Source organism: Brevibacillus ruminantium, assembly GCF_023746555.1.
Classification (GTDB): Bacteria; Bacillota; Bacilli; order Brevibacillales; family Brevibacillaceae; genus Brevibacillus; species Brevibacillus ruminantium.
In genome coordinates this window covers 1731861-1751499 of the sequence record NZ_CP098755.1, presented here as the reverse complement: position 1 = coordinate 1751499, position 19639 = coordinate 1731861, and the positions used below count along the sequence as shown (strand labels likewise).

Below are 19639 nucleotides of genomic sequence, written 5' to 3'. Positions count from 1 at the left end.
AGTCTCAGCTAAGCTAAACTTGAGTCCCATTATAACATATTTTATCAGGTTGAAAAGAGCTTCTTTTACCGGCCGGACACGGGCTCTGCTTCTTCAGTTGCTCCCTGTTGCGCTTCTTCCTTACTCTTTTTCACCAGGACACGGGTAATGCGGAAATGGTCGACCTCGTCCACGATAAAATCGTATCCGTCCTCACTTACGATATCACCAACCCGCGGTGTGTGATCAATCCGCTTGTAAATCCAACCGGCGATCGTATCGACTTCCGGATCTGTGAGGTCGATGTCGAGATAATCATTCACTTCCTCCAGCAGCATCCGCCCATCGAACGAGAGCTGGTCATCTTTTTTCTCCACTTCGGGCCGTTCATTGTCAAATTCATCCTGAATGTCTCCCACGATTTCTTCCATAATATCTTCCAGCGTCACCAGCCCGGCCGTGCCGCCATATTCATCGATAATAATCGCAATCTGCACGCGCTGCTTCTGAAGCATGGTCAAGAGCCGGCTGATTGAGATCGTCTCCGGCACCGTCAAAATGGGACGCATCAGCTCTTCCAGACTGCTGTTTTTGTGTCCCAGAACACTGGTCAGCAGGTCTTTGATATGCAAACTGCCCACTACGTGATCCTTGTCCCCGTCCACCACGGGAAATCGCGTATACCGGCCATGCTGTACCAGACTGATATTTTCCTCAAAGGAATCGCGCAGATTCAGCACGACCATATCCGTACGCGGCACCATGATCTCTCTGGCCATGGTCTCGGAGAAATCAAAGATATTATCCACCAGCATCAGCTCAGTCTGATCAATCAGGCCGCTTTTGTGGCTTTCGCTGACCAGAATCCTGATCTCTTCTTCGGTATGGGCTTCCTGATGCGGATTGATCTGAATGCCTGCCAGGCTGAGGATCTTCGCAGCGGACCAGTTGAGAAAGGCGATGAACGGATACATGATTTTGTAAAAAAGCCGAATTGGCTTCGATACGTGCAGGGCTACCCATTCAGTGCGCTGGATCGCGAGTGATTTGGGCGCAAGTTCTCCCATGACAATATGCAAAAAGGTAATAATGGAAAAAGCGATAATGAAAGAAATGCTTCCCACCAACGTCTCGCTGAGTCCAAAATACTGAAAAACAGGGTGCAAAAGACGGGCGATCGCCGGTTCGCCGAGCCAGCCCAGCCCGAGTGAAGCCAGTGTGATACCAAGCTGACAGGCGGACAGATACGCATCCAGATTATCCAGCACCTGTTCCACATTTTCCGCACGTTTGTTTCCCTCTGCCACCAATTGGGTAATCCGCGATTCCCTGACCTTGACCACAGCGAATTCAGTAGCAACGAAAAAGCCGTTCAGAAGGACGAGAACCACGATCAGGAACAGATTCATGACGCTCCCCCACAACTCCATGTCTCCCTTCCCTCCCTCGCCTTAGTTTCTTCCGAGTTAGTGTAACCCAGTGAGAGTCAAAAGTTGCTCTCAACCTGCATGCGTGTGGAATGGTGCCATTTTCCACCGGTCAATCGCCGTTTTTCTTTCTCCTTTTAGATGTGATAACATGGTGCTTACGAACACATAATCGGCGAGGTGAAAAGTTTGTCGTACCGTCCCGATTTACCCATGATCGTACAAAGCGATCGGACCATCCTGCTTGAGGCTCAGCATCCGCAGTTTGAAGAAGCCCGGCAGGCTCTTGCCGCTTTTGCGGAATTGATGAAAAGCCCGGAGTATATACACACCTACAGAATGACCCCGCTTTCTCTGTGGAATGCGGCTGCAGCCGGCACTGCTCCTGAGAAGGTGACCGGGGTATTGGAGAGGTATAGCAAATACGGCGTCCCGCCGACGATTATTCGGGAAATCCACGATACGATGAGTCGGTATGGATTGCTTCGACTGGAAAAAAGGGAGGAGCAGCTCCTACTCTGCGGTGATGATCCGACGCTGCTCCAGGACTTGACCAGCTACAAAGCTGTTTCTGCTTTGCTGGAAGAGACAGCTGATCATACAGCTTATCCAGTCAAGCCATACGCGCGCGGACTGATCAAACAGGAATTGATTCGCCTTGGCTATCCTGTGCAAGACTTTGCTGGCTACAACGAAGGAGAAGCTTGTCCCGTCTCGCTTCGGTCTGCGAGCACTTCGAGCGGAGCGCCCTTTTCCCTGCGCGCCTACCAGCAGGAGGCCGTCGACGCTTTTTATGCAGCGGGAACAGCGCTGGGCGGAAGCGGTGTCCTCGTGCTCCCCTGCGGCGCCGGAAAAACGGTGATCGGACTGGGAGCCCTCTGCCAGTTTCAAAAGGCAACGCTGATCCTGACTACCAATACAACCTCCGTCAGACAGTGGATTTCTGAATTACTGGAGAAAACCGATCTCGATCCGTCGATGATCGGCGAGTATTCAGGCGAGCGCAAAGAGGTCAAGCCTGTGACCGTGGCGACCTATCAAATTCTCACCTATCGCCCTGATGCGGAAAGCGATTTTCCCCATATGGCGCTCTTTTCAAAGCGGGACTGGGGGTTGATTATTTACGACGAGGTGCATCTGCTGCCAGCCCCCGTGTTTCGTGTCACCTCCGGGATTCAGGCGACCCGCCGTCTCGGGCTGACCGCCACGCTGGTACGGGAAGACGGGCGTGAGGAAGACGTCTTTACCTTGATCGGGCCGAAAAAATACGAGATGCCGTGGAAATCCCTGGAGGAGCAAGGCTGGATTGCCGAGGCCAGCTGCCGGGAAATTCGCTTGCCTTTCGCCGCGCAGTGGCGAGAGGCATATGCTCAAGCCGGGGCCAGACAAAAATACCGGATTGCTGCAGAAAATCCGCTGAAGCTGACGGCAGTGCAAAAACTGCTGTCACAGCATGAACAGGATCAGGTCTTGATCATCGGTCAATATGTGGAACAGCTTGAAACCATGGCTCGGCAGCTGGACATCCCGGTCATAACCGGCAAGGTACCAGAGCGGGAACGGGAGCTTCTCTACCAGCGCTTCAAGAAAGGGGAACTGAAGCGTCTGATCGTCTCGAAGGTCGCCAATTTTGCTGTGGACCTGCCTGATGCCAATGTGGCGATTCAGATTTCGGGTACATATGGCTCCCGGCAAGAGGAAGCACAGCGTCTGGGACGCATTTTGCGGCCGAAGCAAAAAGAAAACGCTGCCCATTTTTACACCCTCGTCACCAGGGATACAAGAGAACAAGAATTTGCTATGAATCGGCAGCTGTTTCTGATAGAACAAGGATATAAATATGAAATTGTAGAAATAGAGTCGCTGGATTGAAACGTTTCAAATAAGCCAGCGTCACATAGAGGGAAGGAGGCCGGAGATTCGATGCAATCCGACGCCGAAATCATTCAGCGGATTCTCCAGGGCGACACCGAAGGATACAGAGAGTTAATCCAGCGGTATCAGCACATGATTTACGTGTTCATCTACAAAATGATAAACAACCGAACCGATGCGGAAGATCTCACCCAGGAGGTCTTTGTCAAAGCGTATGAGAAACTGTCCACCTTCCGCGGAGACAGTCAATTTTCCTCCTGGCTTCATACGCTTGCCCGCAACAAGACGATCGATTTTATCCGTCGACGCAAGTTTCATGATTCAGACGACCAATTGGCCTACGTTCCTTCCCAGGTCCGTAACGAATCTCCACAAGAGTCTCTGATGACCAAAGAAACTCGTCGGGAAATCGAGGAGGCTTTTGGGATGCTGTCCGAATCGTATCGGGAAGTCATCGTGCTCCGCTGCACGCATGAGTATCCTTTTGAAAAAATTGCCGCCATGCTCGGAATTGCCGAGTCAACGGCCCGCGTCCGATATTTGCGCGCTCGCCAGGAACTAGCCAAACTACTTTCACGCAAGGAAGGGGGGCTCGTACATGAACTGCCAGGAATTTAGAAAAGCTTGGGAAGACAACAGTGAACTGGACACTTTCTCACATATAGAAATCTGTGATGATTGCATGGTCTGGATCGAGGCACAACTAGCAAACGGCGAGGAGGTGCAGTTCTTGAAAGAGATTCCTCAGCCATCTGCGGAACTGGAAGACAAAATCATGCAGGCGATCTATCAAACCGCCGGCCAGGGTCTGACTCCGCAAGCTGTGGCTGCACCCGTCTTGGCGGAAACAAAAGTACGCCGTTTCGCACCAAAATTCTCCGGTATGGCATGGGCAAGTGCAGCTGCGATCCTGCTTTTGGTAGGGGTCATGGGTTATAAACAGCTCGGGGGCAATCAACTAAGCGGCACAGCGAATATAAGCGGACAAGCGGAAATGCAGATCGCTTTAGCTCCTGCAAGCGGAGAATCTCAAGATCGGCCGAACGAGACCGAGAACAACGCTGTTTCCGGCTCAGCTTCGCAATCGCCTGACGCTCCGGTCTCAAGTCCTGCAGCCATGATGGCAATGCCGTCTTCCGGGGAAACTGTCACGGCGATGGATACGCCAGAAACGGCTGACTCGAAAAGCAGCGATGCCAATCCGTCGGCGAAGCAGATGGCTCCCGATAGCGGACAGCGCCAGCAGCCAGTCAGCCAACCGTCTCAGATTGCGCTAGCCGCACCGAAGCAGCAGGAGGCCAAAACCCAGGCAGATGCTGCTCCTGCAAAAAATCGGCCGATCATCGCTGCTCGCCATGCCGGCGGAAAACCGCCAGGGGCAGAGCAAGCCAAAACAGCGGCGCCGGCGGAAAATCAGCAATCCGCATCCGATCATGCCAGCTCGATCGCAGCACTGGCTCCTGAAACAGAGGAAAAAGCGCTTTTAGACAACACCATGGGTGCACTGTCTATGGATGCAGAAGCTGGAGAGGAAGTCCATTCTGCAGCGGGGCATCCGACACTAGTCGGTCCTCCTGTCACTGCAACGACAAAACCGGATATAACACTCTCCACCTTTACCGATGTGGATACGGCAGCGAACGCTTCCGACATGCCTGTACCTGATACTGCTAAACTGCCAGACGGGTTTTCGCTGCACGCGATTACGGCTCAATATGAGTCACAAACCAGTCAAAAGGTGGTGCGCCTCACTTCAGAATACAAGCGAAACCATGATTGGATCAGAGTGGAAGTCGTTCGCAATGAGCACGGGAAACGGAGTCTGTCGATTCCCGGGACCTTCACGGCAACCCAGTTGTTCACGGTACACTCGGAGCAAGCGATCGCTGTTACCTTTGACAAAAAGGACGATGCTTCGTCTGAGACAACCGCACAGCATGCCGTGCACTTCAATGCCCAGCACGAAAATGACTCACTCTACGTCATCTTGACAGCTCATGGCATCCCGCTTGATCAACTGGTGGAAACATCAAAGCAAATTACCTGGCAATAAGCAAAAACGAGCCTTTGGACATGTGCATCCATGTCCCAGGCTCGTTCTTTTTTGTACTCAGGAGGTAACGTCCCGCTTGATAAACCAGATGTAGGCGATGATCAGAGCAGCAATCCCCCAGACACTGAGGATTGTGAGTGAAAAAGGAAGCGACATGCCTTTGATCGGAGGCAGCGTGCCCGAGAGATAGTCTGTTAACTGCAGATTGACGACGAAAAGGTATTTGGAGCTCTCCCAGGAAGAGGCCATTTGCGTCAAAATCGACCCGCTGATCAAGGCTGCCATCATGATGCCCATTCCCGCCGCCGCACTGCGGACCAGGACTGACACCATAAACGTAATGGTTCCGACCACGATCGAGACAAACCAGCCAAGTCCGTATTGCATCAGGAGATACTTCCACTGTGGCAGTGTGAAGACCCCTGCTGTCTGCAGCTCTCCTCCCGTGATTTCAAAGCCGGTCAAGACTGGCATGTCCCACCCTGCGTATCCAAAGACGACCCCCGATATGAGATAGGCCAGCACGAGACTCATGAGTACGGTGAGCGATGTAAATAACAGCAAAGTCAGGTACTTGCTGGTAAGCACTTTCCATCGTTTGACTGGCCTCGTGAGCAGCAGCTTGATAGTCCCTTCGCTGTACTCTGCCGAGACGAGATCCACAGCCAGAACGACGATGATCATCGGCAAAAAGAGAGATACCGCCTGATCCATAAAGCCGCGTGCAAACGTAGGCGCCCCCGGTGCCATCGGATTGATGTCATGGTCCAGGTAATACTGCTGTTGCTGCACGCGAATTTTTAAAAACTCCCGCCATTCCTCCGGCAGCCTGCTGGATGCCAGACGATTCTGCGTGTCGACGATCTGCTGCTGCAAAAGCGCTCGCCAGTCGCTTGTCCCCATCTGTTCCTGTGCCGTCTGAACCGACCGATACTGCGCATACGTGAAGATCGGGATCAGGATCGCCAGAATCAAAAGTACGACCAGAAAGCGGCGGCGGCGCAGCAGCTTGATTGTTTCATTTTCAACCAGTCCCAGCATGCCCACGCTCAAAGCTCACCTCCATCTGCAGTCAGCGAGAGAAATAAATCCTCCAATGTCACTGTTTTTGTAGCGATGCCTGCTACGGCGATTCCCCGCTGGACCAAGGCTCGGTTGGCCTCGCTGATTTTTCCCGTATCCATCTTGCATTTCACCCTGCCAGCGGGATACACACGGACTTCCTCCACATAGGGAAGTGAACGGAGCAGGCGGGCAGCGGACTCGACGGATTCCTCCGGAAAGGTCCACTCCACCTGATCCGCAAATTGCGCCATCAATTCTTTGACAAGCCCAACGGAAATAACCTCGCCCCTGTTAATAATCGCTACCCGGTCACACATCATCTCAATCTCGCTCAGCAGATGACTGGAAATGAATACAGCCAGCCCTTCCTCTACTGCCAGCTTGCGAATAAACTGACGCAGCTCGCGAATCCCTGCCGGATCGAGTCCGTTCGTCGGTTCGTCCAAAATCAGTAGCTTGGGACGGTGCAGCAGCGCCTGGGCGATTCCCAGCCGTTGCCTCATTCCCAGGGAATACGTTTTTACCTTGTCATCTATCGCTCTTTGCAAATCGACAAAGCGGACGATCTCTTCAATCCGCTCTGACGAGATGTTGCCGCTCATTCTGGCGAAATGGACGAGATTTTCCCGTCCCGTCATGAATTTGTACATCTCCGGATTCTCGACAATGCATCCTACCTGAGAGATCGCCTCAGGAAACCGCTCGCGCAAAGGAATGTCACAAATTCGAATCTCTCCGGCATCAGCCGCTGCCAGGCCGACCAGCATGCGAATCGTCGTCGTTTTCCCGGCACCGTTCGGGCCAAGAAAGCCAAATACTTCACCAGCAAACACGTCAAATGTGATATCTCGAATAATTTCTTTGCCGCCAATCTGCTTGCGCAATCCCTTTACAGACAGGACCATCTCGGCCACAGAAGCGTCCTCCTCTATTGCTGCCCGTCCGCGCTTGGGCGAAACCGGTAGTTTTGTGATACACTGACAGTGAAGGTTCAAAAAGGAGGCCCTGACTTTTTGAACATCCTCTGACATATATGTACAACGAGTATTATAACACGAAGCACCCTTCAACACAGAACGGAGGTACTCATGCGAAGCTCGGGAAAATGGTTATGGCGTCTGGTTGGACTCATCTCTCTGGCATCATTCATCCTGCTTGCGTCTGGCTTTGTCTTTGCGCTTGACCCCCGGCAATTAGCCGCAGAAGACACGCATCGTCCCGTCGAGTCGAAAAAGCCATCTGACCGTGCCCCGGCGGAGGGCATCCAGCAGATCGTCGCTCTCGGTGACTCGCTGACCCGTGGAGTCGGCGACACCAGCGGACTTGGCTACATTGGCAGAGTCAGACAAGCTCTGGAAAAGAAGACAGGCCATACGATTACGCTTAGCAATCTGGCGATCAATGGACAAGAGTCCCCCTCTCTGGTTTTACAAGTCTCCCAGGAGCAGGTAAAAAGACAACTGGCCGCCTCGGATCTGATCTTCATCACGATTGGCGGAAACGACCTGTTTAAACAGTCAGGCGAATTGGTAGACATTGACGTAAAAAAATTGACGGAAGCCGCTGAGCGGCTCACAGTCAATTTTGAAGAGATAGTAAAGCAAATTCGGAGTGTAAATTCGCAGGCGATAATTATCTACGCATCCCTGTACAATCCATTTGGCGATACGGAGGCGGCATCGGACACGATACAACCCGTATTGGACTGGAACAGCGCAGCTTCCACCATCGCGGCCCGTTATCCCAACGTCATTGTCGTGCCGACCTATGATCTGTTTGTAAAGAAAGAACAAACCTACCTGTATACGGATCATTTTCATCCAAACACAGACGGCTACGCCCGGATGGCGGAACGGATTCTTCAAGCGTTGGAATAATACCTGCAAAGTTTTTCGGCAACGCGCCTCCGCCGTTCACTGATCTCGCTACGCCTGCCCCCTGGCCACATTGATCGATTTTCCCGTCTCTTTTTGGTAGGCGCGCTGACCTGCCCATTGGAAAGCCGTGCTGACCATCGAACAGGCGGCTACGGTGTAGAAGAGAGCGGGGCCTCCGTAGGTGGCGAGGAAAATGCCGCCTACCCACGGCCCGATAAACTGTCCGAGATTGCTGAAGCTCTTGGCTCCGTAATACGTCCCCCGCATATTCTCCGGTGCCATTCGGTCAATCAGTACATCCGAGGCGGTAAAGGTGAGAATTTCCCCAAACGTAAAGACGATCATCGCGATAATAAACATAATCCACGTCCCGGCAAATGCGTAGCCCAGATCCCCCAGCGCGTACATGACGTTGCCCACGGCAATACTGGCGAGCGGCGTCCTTTTTTCCGACCAGCGCATGAGCGGCATCTGCATCAGGATGACGATCACGGCGTTTACGCTCATCAAAATGGCAAACAGCTTGGTCCCGTCCACGACAGACATCTCCGCATATTTTGCCAGCGTCGAGGACATCTGGGAGTACCCGATCGCTCCCAGTACCCCTCCCACCATGTACAAGCGAAAGGCCTTGTCCCGTACGATGACCTCAAAAGCTCGCTGAAAACTGACCGCCTCTTTCTTCTGCCCCTCGATTTTTTTGATACCGAAGACATTCAGCATGATCTGCAAGCTGATTACATACAGCAGATAAATCAGGGCTGTTACCAAAAAGGGCAATGCTGCCGAGCTCAGGGCCAGCAGGGCTCCGATAATGGGTCCGGCAGCAACCCCCACATTGATGGCCGTGTACCTGAGGCCGAAGACCCGGAAGCGTTTTTCCGGTGGCGTCACGTCCGCCATGAGCGCTTGGGAAACCGGCTCATAAAAGGAACGGCACAATCCGCCGAGGATATTGAGCAGCAAAAACAGCACGGGACTTTTTCCCAGAGCAAATCCGACAAAGACAAACATCCAGATGTACAGCGCCCCCAGCATCACGCGCCGTCTGCCAAATTTATCTGACAGTGTCCCTCCGAAAAAACCTCCGACCGTACCTGCCAAAGCTCCTGCCCCGATCGTCAATCCGATTGTCCCGAGATCCATATCTGTCTGGTTGGACAAAAACAGAAACAAAAATGGCATACTCATCGAGCTTGCCGCCCTTACAAATACGGTTCCTACGATCAATGACCAGACAATCGGATGGAACTCCCGAAAAAACTCCCTGACCCTATCCATATGTTTCTCTCCTCTAGGTGTTCTGCTTTTCTGACAATCCAGAACAGTTCCGTAAGTTTTTTTTTATTGTAGTGATCCCTCCTGCTTTCGTCAATCGAAACGAGTATGAAACATTTCGATGGGCACATACAGATTTTCGATAACAAGAAAAGCCAAGGCTTCGCTGAAGTTGCGCGGCCTTGGCTTAGAGCGGTGGCTTCTCTTTTATAAGCTATTCTACGTTGATTGCTTCAATCAGCTCGTTTTGTTCATTCCATTTGACTGCACGGTAGACGGCATCATGGTAAAACGTAAACAGTGCACCGTCTTTAATCCCCTGCTTGACCCATTTTTCCTTGCCAAAAATCGAGTCCATGGGATAGTCATCGTAAGCGAGAACCCAGAGAGAATTCTGATGGGCATGCGTAGGCATCAGATCTGCCATATGCAGGGCCAGCTCTCCGCCGCTTTCCATCCGTACGATAGCATGTCCCTGGCTATGGCCGCCCGTATGATGCATCGAAATACCGGGCAATACCTGCAGCTCACTGCCAAATGTTTGTACCTGGTTCTCAATCGGGCGCCAGTTTTCCTCCCAGTAGGTATTGCGTGAGCGGATGTTTGGCTCTCTCATTTCCGCCCACTCCAGCTCTTGTACGTAAATGACAGCACGGGAAAATACCGAAGACAATTTTCCATCGCGGTTTGCGACGAGTCCATTGGCATGGTCATAATGCATATGGGTCATCAGAACGATATCAATATCCTCCGGGGTCAATCCCAGCGTTTGCAGAGACAAAAGCACCTGGGATTCTTCTACCAAACCGAAATTTCGCTTCTGTTTTTCGGTCAGCCGATCGTTGCCCATGCCAGACTCGATCAAGATCCGCTTGCCACCCGCCTGCAAAAGAATCGGATCAGCTCGAAGTGGAATCTGATTCATCTCGTTATTGGGGTAACGTTTGCTCCAGAGCGGCTTGGGGACCACTCCAAACATCGCTCCTCCATCCAACTGGGTCAAACCGCCGCGCAGCCACGTCAGAGTAAAATCTCCTAGCTTTCGTTCTGTCAGTTTCATAGCCACCTCTCCTCATCTATCCATCTGTCAATATAAGCAAAAAAGCACCCGAACAAAGGGGTGCTCTAATGTTTAACCGCTACGTTGACCGTACGTGTCGCAGGAGACATTTCCAAGGAGATATCGCTAGAGATCGCCTGCACAGAAAGGTCGGATTCACAGCGTCGATGACTGAGCACGAGTTGCGCGATTTTTTCGGTTTCGTGATAAATGCTGATCAACGTTTTCAGCGGATTTGCACTTCCACCAGCAATCAACTTCAACTCGGGAGCTATTGTAAACGTCCATCCCTCTACTTTAATCACACTTTGCGTAGAGTATAGAAAATGACGTTTCCCCAGCAAGATGCCATTGTGATTCATCAAGGAGACAGCCCCCAATCAAAATTATTTATCAGCCTATGTTTATTTTGCAAAAAAATATGGGCAAATGGTAGCCCTTCGACAAAAGATCCAAAAAGCCGACAATTTTCTAAATGCATGACGAAAATCAAATACTCCTTCCCACCGAGGCTCCTTCGTAAATCGCTCGCTTGGCATCCAGCTCTCCCGCTTCTCTGGCGCCGCCGATCAAGTGAACAGGCAGCTTGCCCTGAAGCGCTTCGTACAAACGGTTATTGGGCGTGCTCCCGGCTGCGATCACGACTGTATCCGCAGGCAGCAGACGTTCCTCTCCCGCATGGACGATCCGAACGCCATCGGCTGTAATTTCACGATACTCTACTTCCGTCAACATTTCCACTCCATGTCGTTTTAAATTGGCCAGAGTCGCCCATCTCGTGGTCTTCCCTAATCCTGTTCCCACATGCTTTCCCCTTCTCAGCATAAAGACGCGTCTTTTTGTCGACTGCACTTGCTGAAGCTCACGCGAGTCCAGAATCCGGTATTCCAGCAGATATTTGGCAGCCTCTGCGGAAAGCTGAGTATTCTCAACCAGCAGATGCGACAAATCACAGGCGATGCCCCCTGCTCCGACAATCACGACACGATTGCCTACACTCACTTCTTTTTCAAAGATTTGTTGGTAATGGACAACATGAGGCAGATGAAGTCCGGGAAGCTCAGGCATGCGTGGAGTCACTCCGGTGGCCAGCACGACTTCCTCGAAGCCTTCGTCGATGATTTCTTCGGCTGACGCTTCCGTCCCCAGCCTGATCTCTACGCCCAGTTTGCTTAGCTGTGTTCGATAATACCGCAATGTTTCGGAAAATTCCAGCTTTCCTGGAACCTGTACGGCATAATTGAGCTGACCGCCAAGCCTCGGCTGCTTTTCCAAAAGGACCACCTGATGTCCGCGTTCGGCCAGGACCCGAGCCGCTTCCATGCCTGCTGGTCCGCCCCCGATGACAGCGACTTTTTTCTTCACTGGCGCAGGTGTCAGCCGCCACTCTTCTTCCCTGCCGACAGCCGGATTGACCAGACAAGATGCCGTCTCGCCGGAAAAGATATGGTCCAGGCAAGCCTGATTGCACGCGATACATGTGTTTACATCCTCGTATCTTCCTTCGATGCTCTTCTTGACGATCTCCGCATCCGCAAGAAGCGGCCTGGCCATGGAGACCAGATCAGCGCTTTGATCGCGTATGATGGCATCAGCGTGACGGACATCATTGATCCGGTTGCTGGCGATGACCGGTATAGAGACGGCGTCCTTGACTTGTTTGGCTACCCACACGTAAGCCCCGCGCGGCACCATCATGGCAATCGTCGGAACTTTGGACTCGTGCCAACCGATCCCTACGTTGAGTGCATCCGCGCCTGCCTCCTGAATCATGCGGGCAAAACGAATGGTTTCTTCCATAGTAGTGCTCTCGGGCACCAGATCGAGGCCAGACATGCGAAAGATGACGGGAAAATCGCTCCCCACAGCTTCGCGAACCCGCTTGGTTACCTCAACGCCAAAGCGTGCTCTTCGCTCAAAATCCCCGCCCCACTCATCTGTGCGATGATTGGTAACCGGAGATAGGAATTGGTTGATCAAATACCCTTCCGAGCCCATAATCTCCACGCCGTCAAAACCTGCCTGACGGGCACGTAGGGCAGCGTCGGCAAACGCCTGGATTGTCCGTTCGATCTCTTCTGGATTCATCTCACGTGGCCGAGTCCGGTTGATCGGTGCCTGCAGCGCAGAAGGGGCAACCGGCTCTAAACCAGTCGATTCTTTGTACGCATAGCGGCCAGCGTGAAACAACTGCATGGCAATCCTGCCTCCAGCAGCGTGAACAGCTTGCGGGAGAGGCCGCAGCCTTTCAATATGCTCATCGGCATAGGCATTGCAATAATCCTCGCCCATGCCGCCCTCTGGGGAGACTGCTACTCCCCCTGTCACAATCAATCCGACCTTTCCTTTCGCCCGTTCTGCATAAAACGAAGCAAGCCGGTGTACGCCTCCCTCCAGCCTTTCAAGACCAACGTGCATTGACCCCATGATGATTCGATTCGCCAAGGCTAACGACCCTATTTGAATCGGCTCCATTACCCACTTAATTGCCAACAGAGCTCACCTCTCATCCGAATGAATGCTCATTCATTTTTTATGTAGAAACCAATTCTCCACACTCTTTCCGTTTTCCTGCTTAAGGCGAGCTCTACTTTTTCACGACAACTGAAGGATTTTTTTCAAATCGCTCGCGGCCCTGTTCACGATTTGTTCCCACTCTTGCAGCGTCTCCTCCTGCTGATCTCTGCTCTTGAGCAAGAAGTGATAATCAAGTACGACGCTCGATTCAACGAGCTGGCCCTCCGCGATAAAACGCTTCTTCTCTTGAAGCGAGATTTCTGCCACCAGCTTCCTTGCCTTTTCCCACAAGCCCAGTATGGAATCGTTTACCTGTGCATCAGCGTATTCCACCTCGATTTCCACCTCGTAGGTTTGCCCGGCTTCTACTTCGTAAAGAAAGACAGAAGCGACAGGCTGATCCGCTCCCAAAGGAGTGATGATCAACGTCACTTCTCTTGTTTCCTCATCCTCCAGCAAGGATTGTTCAGAGCGCAAAATCACATCGCTGACGACAGCATTTTCCGCTATGTTTTTGTCCCATAATTCAATCAGTCTTTGCAGCATAAATTTCTGGACCTCCTGTGATAAAAAGCCTCTGTTCCACTCTACGCAGTATACCACGAGAGGCCCAACGAAGGAAAAACCCCTTCAGGAGGAAGGGGTTGCGGTATCATTCAGTTCTTTTTGGCTGACAAATTCGGAAAGCCATGCACGCCTGACTTCCTTGTTGGGACAAAAAGCGAGGACATAGCTTTCTCCACGCATATATTTTTCCTTGATCCAATCCTTATGCTTACGAAAGAATGCCTGTTGAAAGTCAATGGGCATTTGCTGATATTCTTCAAGAGCTGAGGGGTTCTGGAGAAAAAAGTCTTCATCGTAAACGACTTCTTCGTTATGTCGTCGACTGATTAGATAGACAAACGCGATCACCAGAAACAGGTTGACTAGAAAAATGGTCATCCAAATCCCTCCCTTTCCACAGCATTTATCAGACTTATCTGCTTTATCAGTATATTATCATTTTACCACGCTTTTGTATTTTTTAAACTACTTTCCCGGTTTTATTGAAAAAAAAGAGCACCCGCCGTTTCGAGTGCCCGTTTTTCATCAGATATCTGTTTATTTAGCCTTGTGAACTGCTTTTTTCACCATCCGCACCTGGCGTCACATCCTGAACAGGAGGTGTTTGGATGATATCCGGCGGCGGGGTTGGCATACCTGGCTGCGGGTTCATGTCTGGAGACGGATTGGGTGTCCCTTGTTGGTTGGGATCGAAGATATCAGGCGGGGGAACTGCACCCTCAGCCTCTTCCCCAGAGGGGTCCAGCGTTGTTTCGGGCTTGTTCGTTGCCTTGTCCTGGCTCGATTTCTTCGAGTCGTTGGATGCGGCTGCCGCACTGGTTTTCTTCGTACTGCTCGAATTGCCTGTGGCGACTGGGACTTCGCCGCCTGCGAGAATTGGCGAGTCATTCAGCTTGGCCACAACGCTGCTGGTGAGTCCCATTTCAGACTGGAGCGTAGAGCGAATCACATTCAGATTCTCTTTTGGCAAGAAAGTAAAGCCGCTTTGCCAGTATGCTCCGTTATCCAGCGTCACCAGGGAGTTGGCAGACAATCCTTTAAAGTCAAATGCGAGTCCTTTGATCTGTTCTTTGGACAAATCGGTATGTATATGCTTCGCGCCCACATCCAAGATGTTGAATGCCTTCGTCAGTCCGTCAAGTGAACCTGCCTTGCTAACGAGGGCTTGTATTACTTCCTGTTGGCGACGGTTGCGGTCAAAGTCACTGGAATAGTACTTGGTGCCGCGATTGTCGTGTCGATGGCGGACATAGCCGAGAGCTTGTTCGCCGTTCAGCAGCTGTACACCTGGATTGAGATTGATATGAGTGTTGTCGGTAGGATCGTCGTAGACCAACCTGCGATCAACGTTTACCTCTACTCCGCCCAATTCATCAATCACTGCTTTGAAACCGTCAAAGTCGACGGCGATATAGTGATCAATCGGAATGCCCAAAAGCTCCGTCAATGTCTTTTTGGTCAGGGAAATTCCATTTTCCGTCGGCACCTGTTTCTTTCTCTCCGCCTGACGACGCTCGGCTTCCCCGTTGGCGTAGACAGCATTGATCTTGTGATAATCCCTGTAGCCAGGTATTTTTATGCGCGTATCGCGGGGGATCGAAACCAGCGTCACTTTTTTTGAGACAGGATTGGCAACAGCCACCATCATCACATCGGTGTTCATGGAACCCGTTTCCGGGCGCGCGTCGCTGCCCAGAATCACCAGCGAGAGTGGTTTGTCATTATGGTAAGCAGGGTCAACCTTTTCTGAGCCTAGCGAATCAAAACCATCCTGTGGTGCAGTGACAGTATCCAGCGCACTGTCAATTTTCCAGTAGATCGCTCCTGCTGTTCCGCCTACCAGAAGCAAGCAAAATACGGACATGAACAACAGCCATTTGCGAAATTTGCGGCGGCCTTCAGGCTGCTTTTTCTGATGTCGAACAGTACGCGTTTTTCCGACTGTATCCGGCATGTGCATCAATCTCCTTGTCAGCGAAACGCTTGGTATAGGTACAAAAGAGCGGAAAAAATAAGAAAAGTGCTTATCGTCAGGAAGCACTAAGTTTTTCTTTCATTGGTAAAATACATACTATGGTATTGTAGCACATCCTATGCATCTTTTGTAGAAAAATGTTCCGCTAATGCGAAACTCCTCCATCTTTGTCGAGGGAGGAGTTTCGTTCGATGCTATTGTTTTCCGTGAGGCGCCTGGCTAAACCCCTGCACCGGTCCTTCCGGCTTTTTCTGCGTGGAGCGGTGAGCATCTCCGCCATGGCGCACGTGACTTTCTTGTTTCCCGTTCAGATCATTTGACTTTTTTTCCAAGCAAATCCCTCCTTCTGCAATTCGGGAATAGTGTACGCTACCGCTCCGCTTTCCATCCGCTGACGATTCTTCTATACCTGTATCGCATATTCTTTTTGAACAGTAATGACGATTCTGCAAAACAATGCTAGAGTAAAAACATCTTTTACCCGAAATAAACGGAATCACTTAAAGACATCAAAACAAATACGGAGATGAAAGTATGAGCGTCCAAACCAGCAGTGTAACTGCCCGACCCGGGATAAGCGCCGCTCCGACCGTTTACCGTATGCTGTTTGCCATCAGCCTTGCACACCTATTGAATGACAGCATACAAGCGGTCATTCCCGCCCTTTTGCCGATCTTGGAAAAAAACCTTGCGCTGACCTACACGCAGGTTGGCATTATTCTTCTGGTTGTCAATCTGACCTCTTCTGTGCTGCAACCAGTCGTCGGCTATGTATCGGATCGCAAGTCTCAACCTTTTATGCCTCCCTTTGCCCTGTTGATTTCAGGAGTAGGCATGCTGGCCCTGGCCTTTGCTGATCAGTACTACATCGTTTTGCTGGCAGTGGCTTGCGTCGGGATCGGATCGGCTGTTTTCCATCCGGAAGCATCACGTGTGGCTTACCATGCTTCGGGACCACGGCGCGGGCTGGGTCAGTCCATCTTTCAGGTCGGTGGCAATGCTGGGCAGGCCTTGGCCCCACTGATGACGATCCTCATCTTTAAGCCTCTGGGCCAACCCGGAGCAATGTGGTTTCTCGTCACGGCTACCGCAGCCAGCACGGTCCTGCTCTACGTCGCCTTTTGGTATCGCGGGCAGCAGCGGACCAAGAAAGCTGTTCAAGAAGCAGCCGCGTACAATTTTAAACAGAAGCGTCTGCTTGCGATTTGGCTTCTGGTGCTGATCGTAAGTGTGCGTTCTTGGATGAATGCCGGTTACCAGAGCTTTTACCAATTTTTCCTGATGGATGTCAGGAGCATGGAATACGCCAACGCCCAGCTTTGTGTGTTTGTCTTCCTGCTTGCCGGAGCAATCGGAACCTTCCTCGGAGGGCCCCTGGCAGACCGCTTTGGCAAGCGGAATCTGCTTGTTTTGTCGACACTCGGCTCGTTGCCGCTTACGGTGCTGACACCGTATGTGACCGGCATCTGGACGTATCCGCTCCTGTTTGCAAGTGGATTCATCATGTTGTCCAGCTTCTCTGTGGCTGTCGTCTTCGCACAAGAACTGCTTCCCGGACGTGTCGGCATGGTGTCCGGCTTGATTATCGGGCTTGCCTTCGGGATGGGCGGCATGGGTGCGCTGGTTCTGGGCTATCTGGCCGACTTGCAAAGCATCTCCTTTGTCATCAGTCTCTGCTCGTTTATGCCCCTGATCGGTGCCCTGGGCCTTCTTCTCCCCAAAGATCAAGAGGTAAACAGTTGGAACCAACATGTAAATGCCTGATCGTTCCCGTTCAGTCAAGATCCCATAAAAATACCCCCGCGGTACGATGGATAACGTACCACGGGGGTATTTTTTGCTTTTCAAAACAGGTACTGTTCTCTCGCTTACACCGGCATCCGTTGAGCGAGGCCCATGAACTGGCCGATCACCGGAGGATAAAGCTCCGGTGTACCCAGCAAGCTCCACGTGCCATCCGATGCTTGGGCCAAGAGAGCGGAAATGAGCCAATCAGGTGCCAACAGGCTTGCTTCCCCTTGCGGAAGCTTCAGAAGGAATTTTTCACCCTTGCCGTTTTTCACGTACCAGCCCTGGGCAGTTTGTTCATCCAGCACCAATGTCAGCTCAGCTACAGACTGCAGAGGCTGATCGCCGCTGAACAAGCACTGATGCGCTTCTTTCTCCAGCAGGGTACGACAGCGGTACGCTTCAGGCAACGTATCCTTCAGCTCGGCCAGCAGAGGCTGTATGCGACTGGTCAGAGAGGTGCCCTGCTGCTTGTCCAGCCATTTGAAAAACGCAGTCAAGACCGACAGCAGGTTGGTCGCCAGCGTTTTTGTCGAGGCGTCTACGCGTGTGTAGATATCATGGACCAGGAAATAAGCCACATCCTCTGCACGCAGTTGTTCCCAAGTAAATCCGGGGCCAAAGGCACTCCTCACAAAGGAACGGAAATTATTCATGACCTCGTCGTACTTCTTCACCGTGACCTCCGATTTACCTTCGGTCACTTCTTGTACGAAGCGGTTGATCTCTGCAAGCAGCTCTGGCTGCACGGTATACACGCTTTCGGGCAGACCCTCGATCAGCGGCCGAGACAAAAGATTGGTCACGTACATATCCGTTTTCGCCACAGCCAGCCGTGATTTCAACACTTCTACCCGGATAAACCGCGCGACTCCCTGTCCAAGCTTGCTGTCCTGTTCCAGCTGTTCGAGCAGACTCCGAAGCTTCTCCAACAAGCCGGCATGATCCGATGCTGCCACCAAAATCGGCGCCAGCTCGTCCAATTGTTCATTGGGCGTCAACAGCCATTTCTCCGTGAAATAGGTTTGCACTGCCCATTGCAGCACCTTTGGCGGCAGCGTCGGCTGACTGGTAATAAAAAGTGTGCCTTTGGTCAACTTGGCTCCCGTGGATGAAAGCACGGAGATCGCTTCCTCCTGAGCCTCACCAGGCAGTTGCAAGAGCTCTGCCACTTCCTCCTGCTCTGGCTCGTATCCCTCTACCCAGACCGTGTTTTCCAGAACCAGCACTTCCGCCTGCACCTCATACAGCTCCAGCAAGGCGTCCTTCAGTGTGGGAAAAAGATGCTCTTCCTTACGAGGAGCGTAGACCCAAACCTCGCGGGTGCCCTCGCGCTTCTTCAGTTCCAGCATGCGGTTCGATTCGATGCTCCGGCGCAGCCTGGCCATATCTGGCACATGGTACACACGTCGGAGCAGGCTGTCCACTCTGCGCGGCGTATCTGCTTTGCCAAACTGGACGATGAAACGGTACAGATCAGTCGTATAATTCCGTTTGCTGCTGTCTTCGGGCGCCTCCGCGAACTGCGGATGTGCCTGCAGCCATTGCGTGATCGCATCCTTGACATGCGGCTGCAGAATGATGCTTCCCGTAAATAATTGATCACGCAAGCCCAGGGTAAGCAAGCGTCCGACGATCATTTGTCCTGGCTGGACCTGCAGGTTATTCGTGCGAATCACATAGCGGATTTCACTGCTGACAGGGTGCTGGACTGTCAATACGTCACGTTCCACTTGAACGATTTCATACACATTGAGATGCAGCCTGGAAAACGCGCGGCGCAGATCCTGTTCCATTCGGCGGCCATGCTGCTTGAGATAGCTTTCCAGCGGCGTGTCGCTGCCTGTTTTGACATCGAGCACAAGCCAGTTGAAGAAATGGGCCGTCCATTCCGGATTCTTGACCTCGTCTTCCGTCAGGCCTACCTCCTGGGCAAAGCGTTCCCGGAGTTCTTCGACCGTTTCGCTGCTGATTTGACCGCTGACAAAGTGGTTGAGTCTTTCGATCCAGCTTACATATTCTTTTTGAAGCTTCTGTTCGTGGCGGCTGCGAAGTTCCGTGATGGGTGTGACGACACCACAGCATTTTTTGTATTTCTTCCCGCTACCGCAGGGACATAGTTCGTTTCTTCCTACAGACATGAGGGGTTTGAATCTCCTTTCTATCCCACCGCGGCAT

At 52.0% G+C, this 19639-nt stretch carries 17 protein-coding genes; 5 read left to right on the top strand and 12 right to left on the bottom strand.

Going from position 1 to position 19639, the window contains the following annotated elements:
• Positions 1-65: 65 nt before the first annotated feature.
• Positions 66-1409: a hemolysin family protein gene (locus tag NDK47_RS08500; protein ID WP_251874400.1), complete on the bottom strand. Its 1344-nt coding sequence runs from the start codon at positions 1407-1409 to the stop codon at positions 66-68.
• A 186-nt stretch (positions 1410-1595) separates the two neighbouring features.
• Here NDK47_RS08500 and NDK47_RS08495 point away from each other — a divergent pair, with 186 nt between their 5' ends.
• Genes NDK47_RS08495 through NDK47_RS08485 form a run of 3 tightly spaced genes read left to right on the top strand, consistent with a single transcriptional unit; the run spans position 1596 to position 5334 of the window.
• Entirely contained in the window at positions 1596-3278 is a 1683-nt protein-coding gene (locus tag NDK47_RS08495; RefSeq protein ID WP_251874399.1) for a DNA repair helicase XPB, read from the top strand.
• Between the two features lie 51 nt (positions 3279-3329).
• Positions 3330-3899 (top strand): RNA polymerase sigma factor, encoded by a 570-nt coding sequence (locus NDK47_RS08490; RefSeq protein WP_251874398.1) that lies wholly within the window; start codon positions 3330-3332, stop codon positions 3897-3899.
• The gene (locus tag NDK47_RS08485) at positions 3880-5334 is read left to right on the top strand and encodes a hypothetical protein (RefSeq protein ID WP_251874397.1); all 1455 of its coding nucleotides are present in this window, start codon (positions 3880-3882) and stop codon (positions 5332-5334) included. The genes NDK47_RS08490 and NDK47_RS08485 overlap by 20 nt, the downstream gene beginning before the upstream one ends.
• A 57-nt stretch (positions 5335-5391) precedes the next feature.
• On the opposite strand, the gene NDK47_RS08480 is transcribed toward NDK47_RS08485, so the two are convergent.
• Together NDK47_RS08480 and NDK47_RS08475 are read right to left on the bottom strand one after the other, a co-directional pair.
• Complete coding sequence (locus NDK47_RS08480; protein ID WP_251876059.1) at positions 5392-6375, bottom strand: ABC transporter permease; 984 nt, start codon at positions 6373-6375, stop codon at positions 5392-5394.
• A gap of 8 nt (positions 6376-6383) precedes the next feature.
• Positions 6384-7304 carry an ABC transporter ATP-binding protein gene (locus NDK47_RS08475; RefSeq protein WP_407653431.1) on the bottom strand — a complete coding sequence of 307 codons (921 nt, stop codon included), beginning with the start codon at positions 7302-7304 and terminating at the stop codon, positions 6384-6386.
• A 183-nt stretch (positions 7305-7487) separates the two neighbouring features.
• On the opposite strand from NDK47_RS08475, the gene NDK47_RS08470 reads away from it, so the two are divergent.
• A complete protein-coding gene (locus NDK47_RS08470; RefSeq protein ID WP_251874395.1) occupies positions 7488-8276 on the top strand; it encodes a GDSL-type esterase/lipase family protein in 789 nt (262 codons plus the stop codon).
• 48 nt (positions 8277-8324) lie between these two features.
• Here the strand turns inward: NDK47_RS08470 and NDK47_RS08465 are convergent, their stop codons facing one another.
• From NDK47_RS08465 to NDK47_RS08430, 8 genes are all read right to left on the bottom strand, one after another.
• Positions 8325-9557 carry an MDR family MFS transporter gene (locus NDK47_RS08465; protein ID WP_251874394.1) on the bottom strand — a complete coding sequence of 411 codons (1233 nt, stop codon included), beginning with the start codon at positions 9555-9557 and terminating at the stop codon, positions 8325-8327.
• Positions 9558-9768: 211 nt separating this feature from the next.
• On the bottom strand, positions 9769-10614 hold the full coding sequence (locus NDK47_RS08460; protein ID WP_251874393.1) for a YtnP family quorum-quenching lactonase: 846 nt from the start codon (positions 10612-10614) through the stop codon (positions 9769-9771).
• 65 nt (positions 10615-10679) lie between these two features.
• Positions 10680-10976: a hypothetical protein gene (locus NDK47_RS08455; protein WP_251876057.1), complete on the bottom strand. Its 297-nt coding sequence runs from the start codon at positions 10974-10976 to the stop codon at positions 10680-10682.
• Between the two features lie 127 nt (positions 10977-11103).
• Positions 11104-13089 carry an FAD-dependent oxidoreductase gene (locus tag NDK47_RS08450; protein ID WP_407653430.1) on the bottom strand — a complete coding sequence of 662 codons (1986 nt, stop codon included), beginning with the start codon at positions 13087-13089 and terminating at the stop codon, positions 11104-11106.
• A 120-nt stretch (positions 13090-13209) separates the two neighbouring features.
• Positions 13210-13677 carry a hypothetical protein gene (locus tag NDK47_RS08445; protein ID WP_251874391.1) on the bottom strand — a complete coding sequence of 156 codons (468 nt, stop codon included), beginning with the start codon at positions 13675-13677 and terminating at the stop codon, positions 13210-13212.
• Positions 13678-13761: 84 nt separating this feature from the next.
• Positions 13762-14076: a hypothetical protein gene (locus NDK47_RS08440; protein ID WP_251874390.1), complete on the bottom strand. Its 315-nt coding sequence runs from the start codon at positions 14074-14076 to the stop codon at positions 13762-13764.
• Between the two features lie 163 nt (positions 14077-14239).
• On the bottom strand, positions 14240-15652 hold the full coding sequence (locus tag NDK47_RS08435) for an LCP family protein (RefSeq protein WP_251874389.1): 1413 nt from the start codon (positions 15650-15652) through the stop codon (positions 14240-14242).
• Between the two features lie 215 nt (positions 15653-15867).
• Entirely contained in the window at positions 15868-16005 is a 138-nt protein-coding gene (locus tag NDK47_RS08430; RefSeq protein ID WP_251874388.1) for a hypothetical protein, read from the bottom strand.
• A 202-nt stretch (positions 16006-16207) separates the two neighbouring features.
• Between NDK47_RS08430 and NDK47_RS08425 the strand changes: the two genes are divergently transcribed.
• Entirely contained in the window at positions 16208-17437 is a 1230-nt protein-coding gene (locus NDK47_RS08425) for an MFS transporter (protein WP_251874387.1), read from the top strand.
• Between the two features lie 104 nt (positions 17438-17541).
• Here NDK47_RS08425 and NDK47_RS08420 read toward each other — a convergent pair whose 3' ends face one another.
• Positions 17542-19602: an SEC-C metal-binding domain-containing protein gene (locus NDK47_RS08420; protein ID WP_251874386.1), complete on the bottom strand. Its 2061-nt coding sequence runs from the start codon at positions 19600-19602 to the stop codon at positions 17542-17544.
• Between the last annotated feature and the right edge of the window lie 37 nt (positions 19603-19639).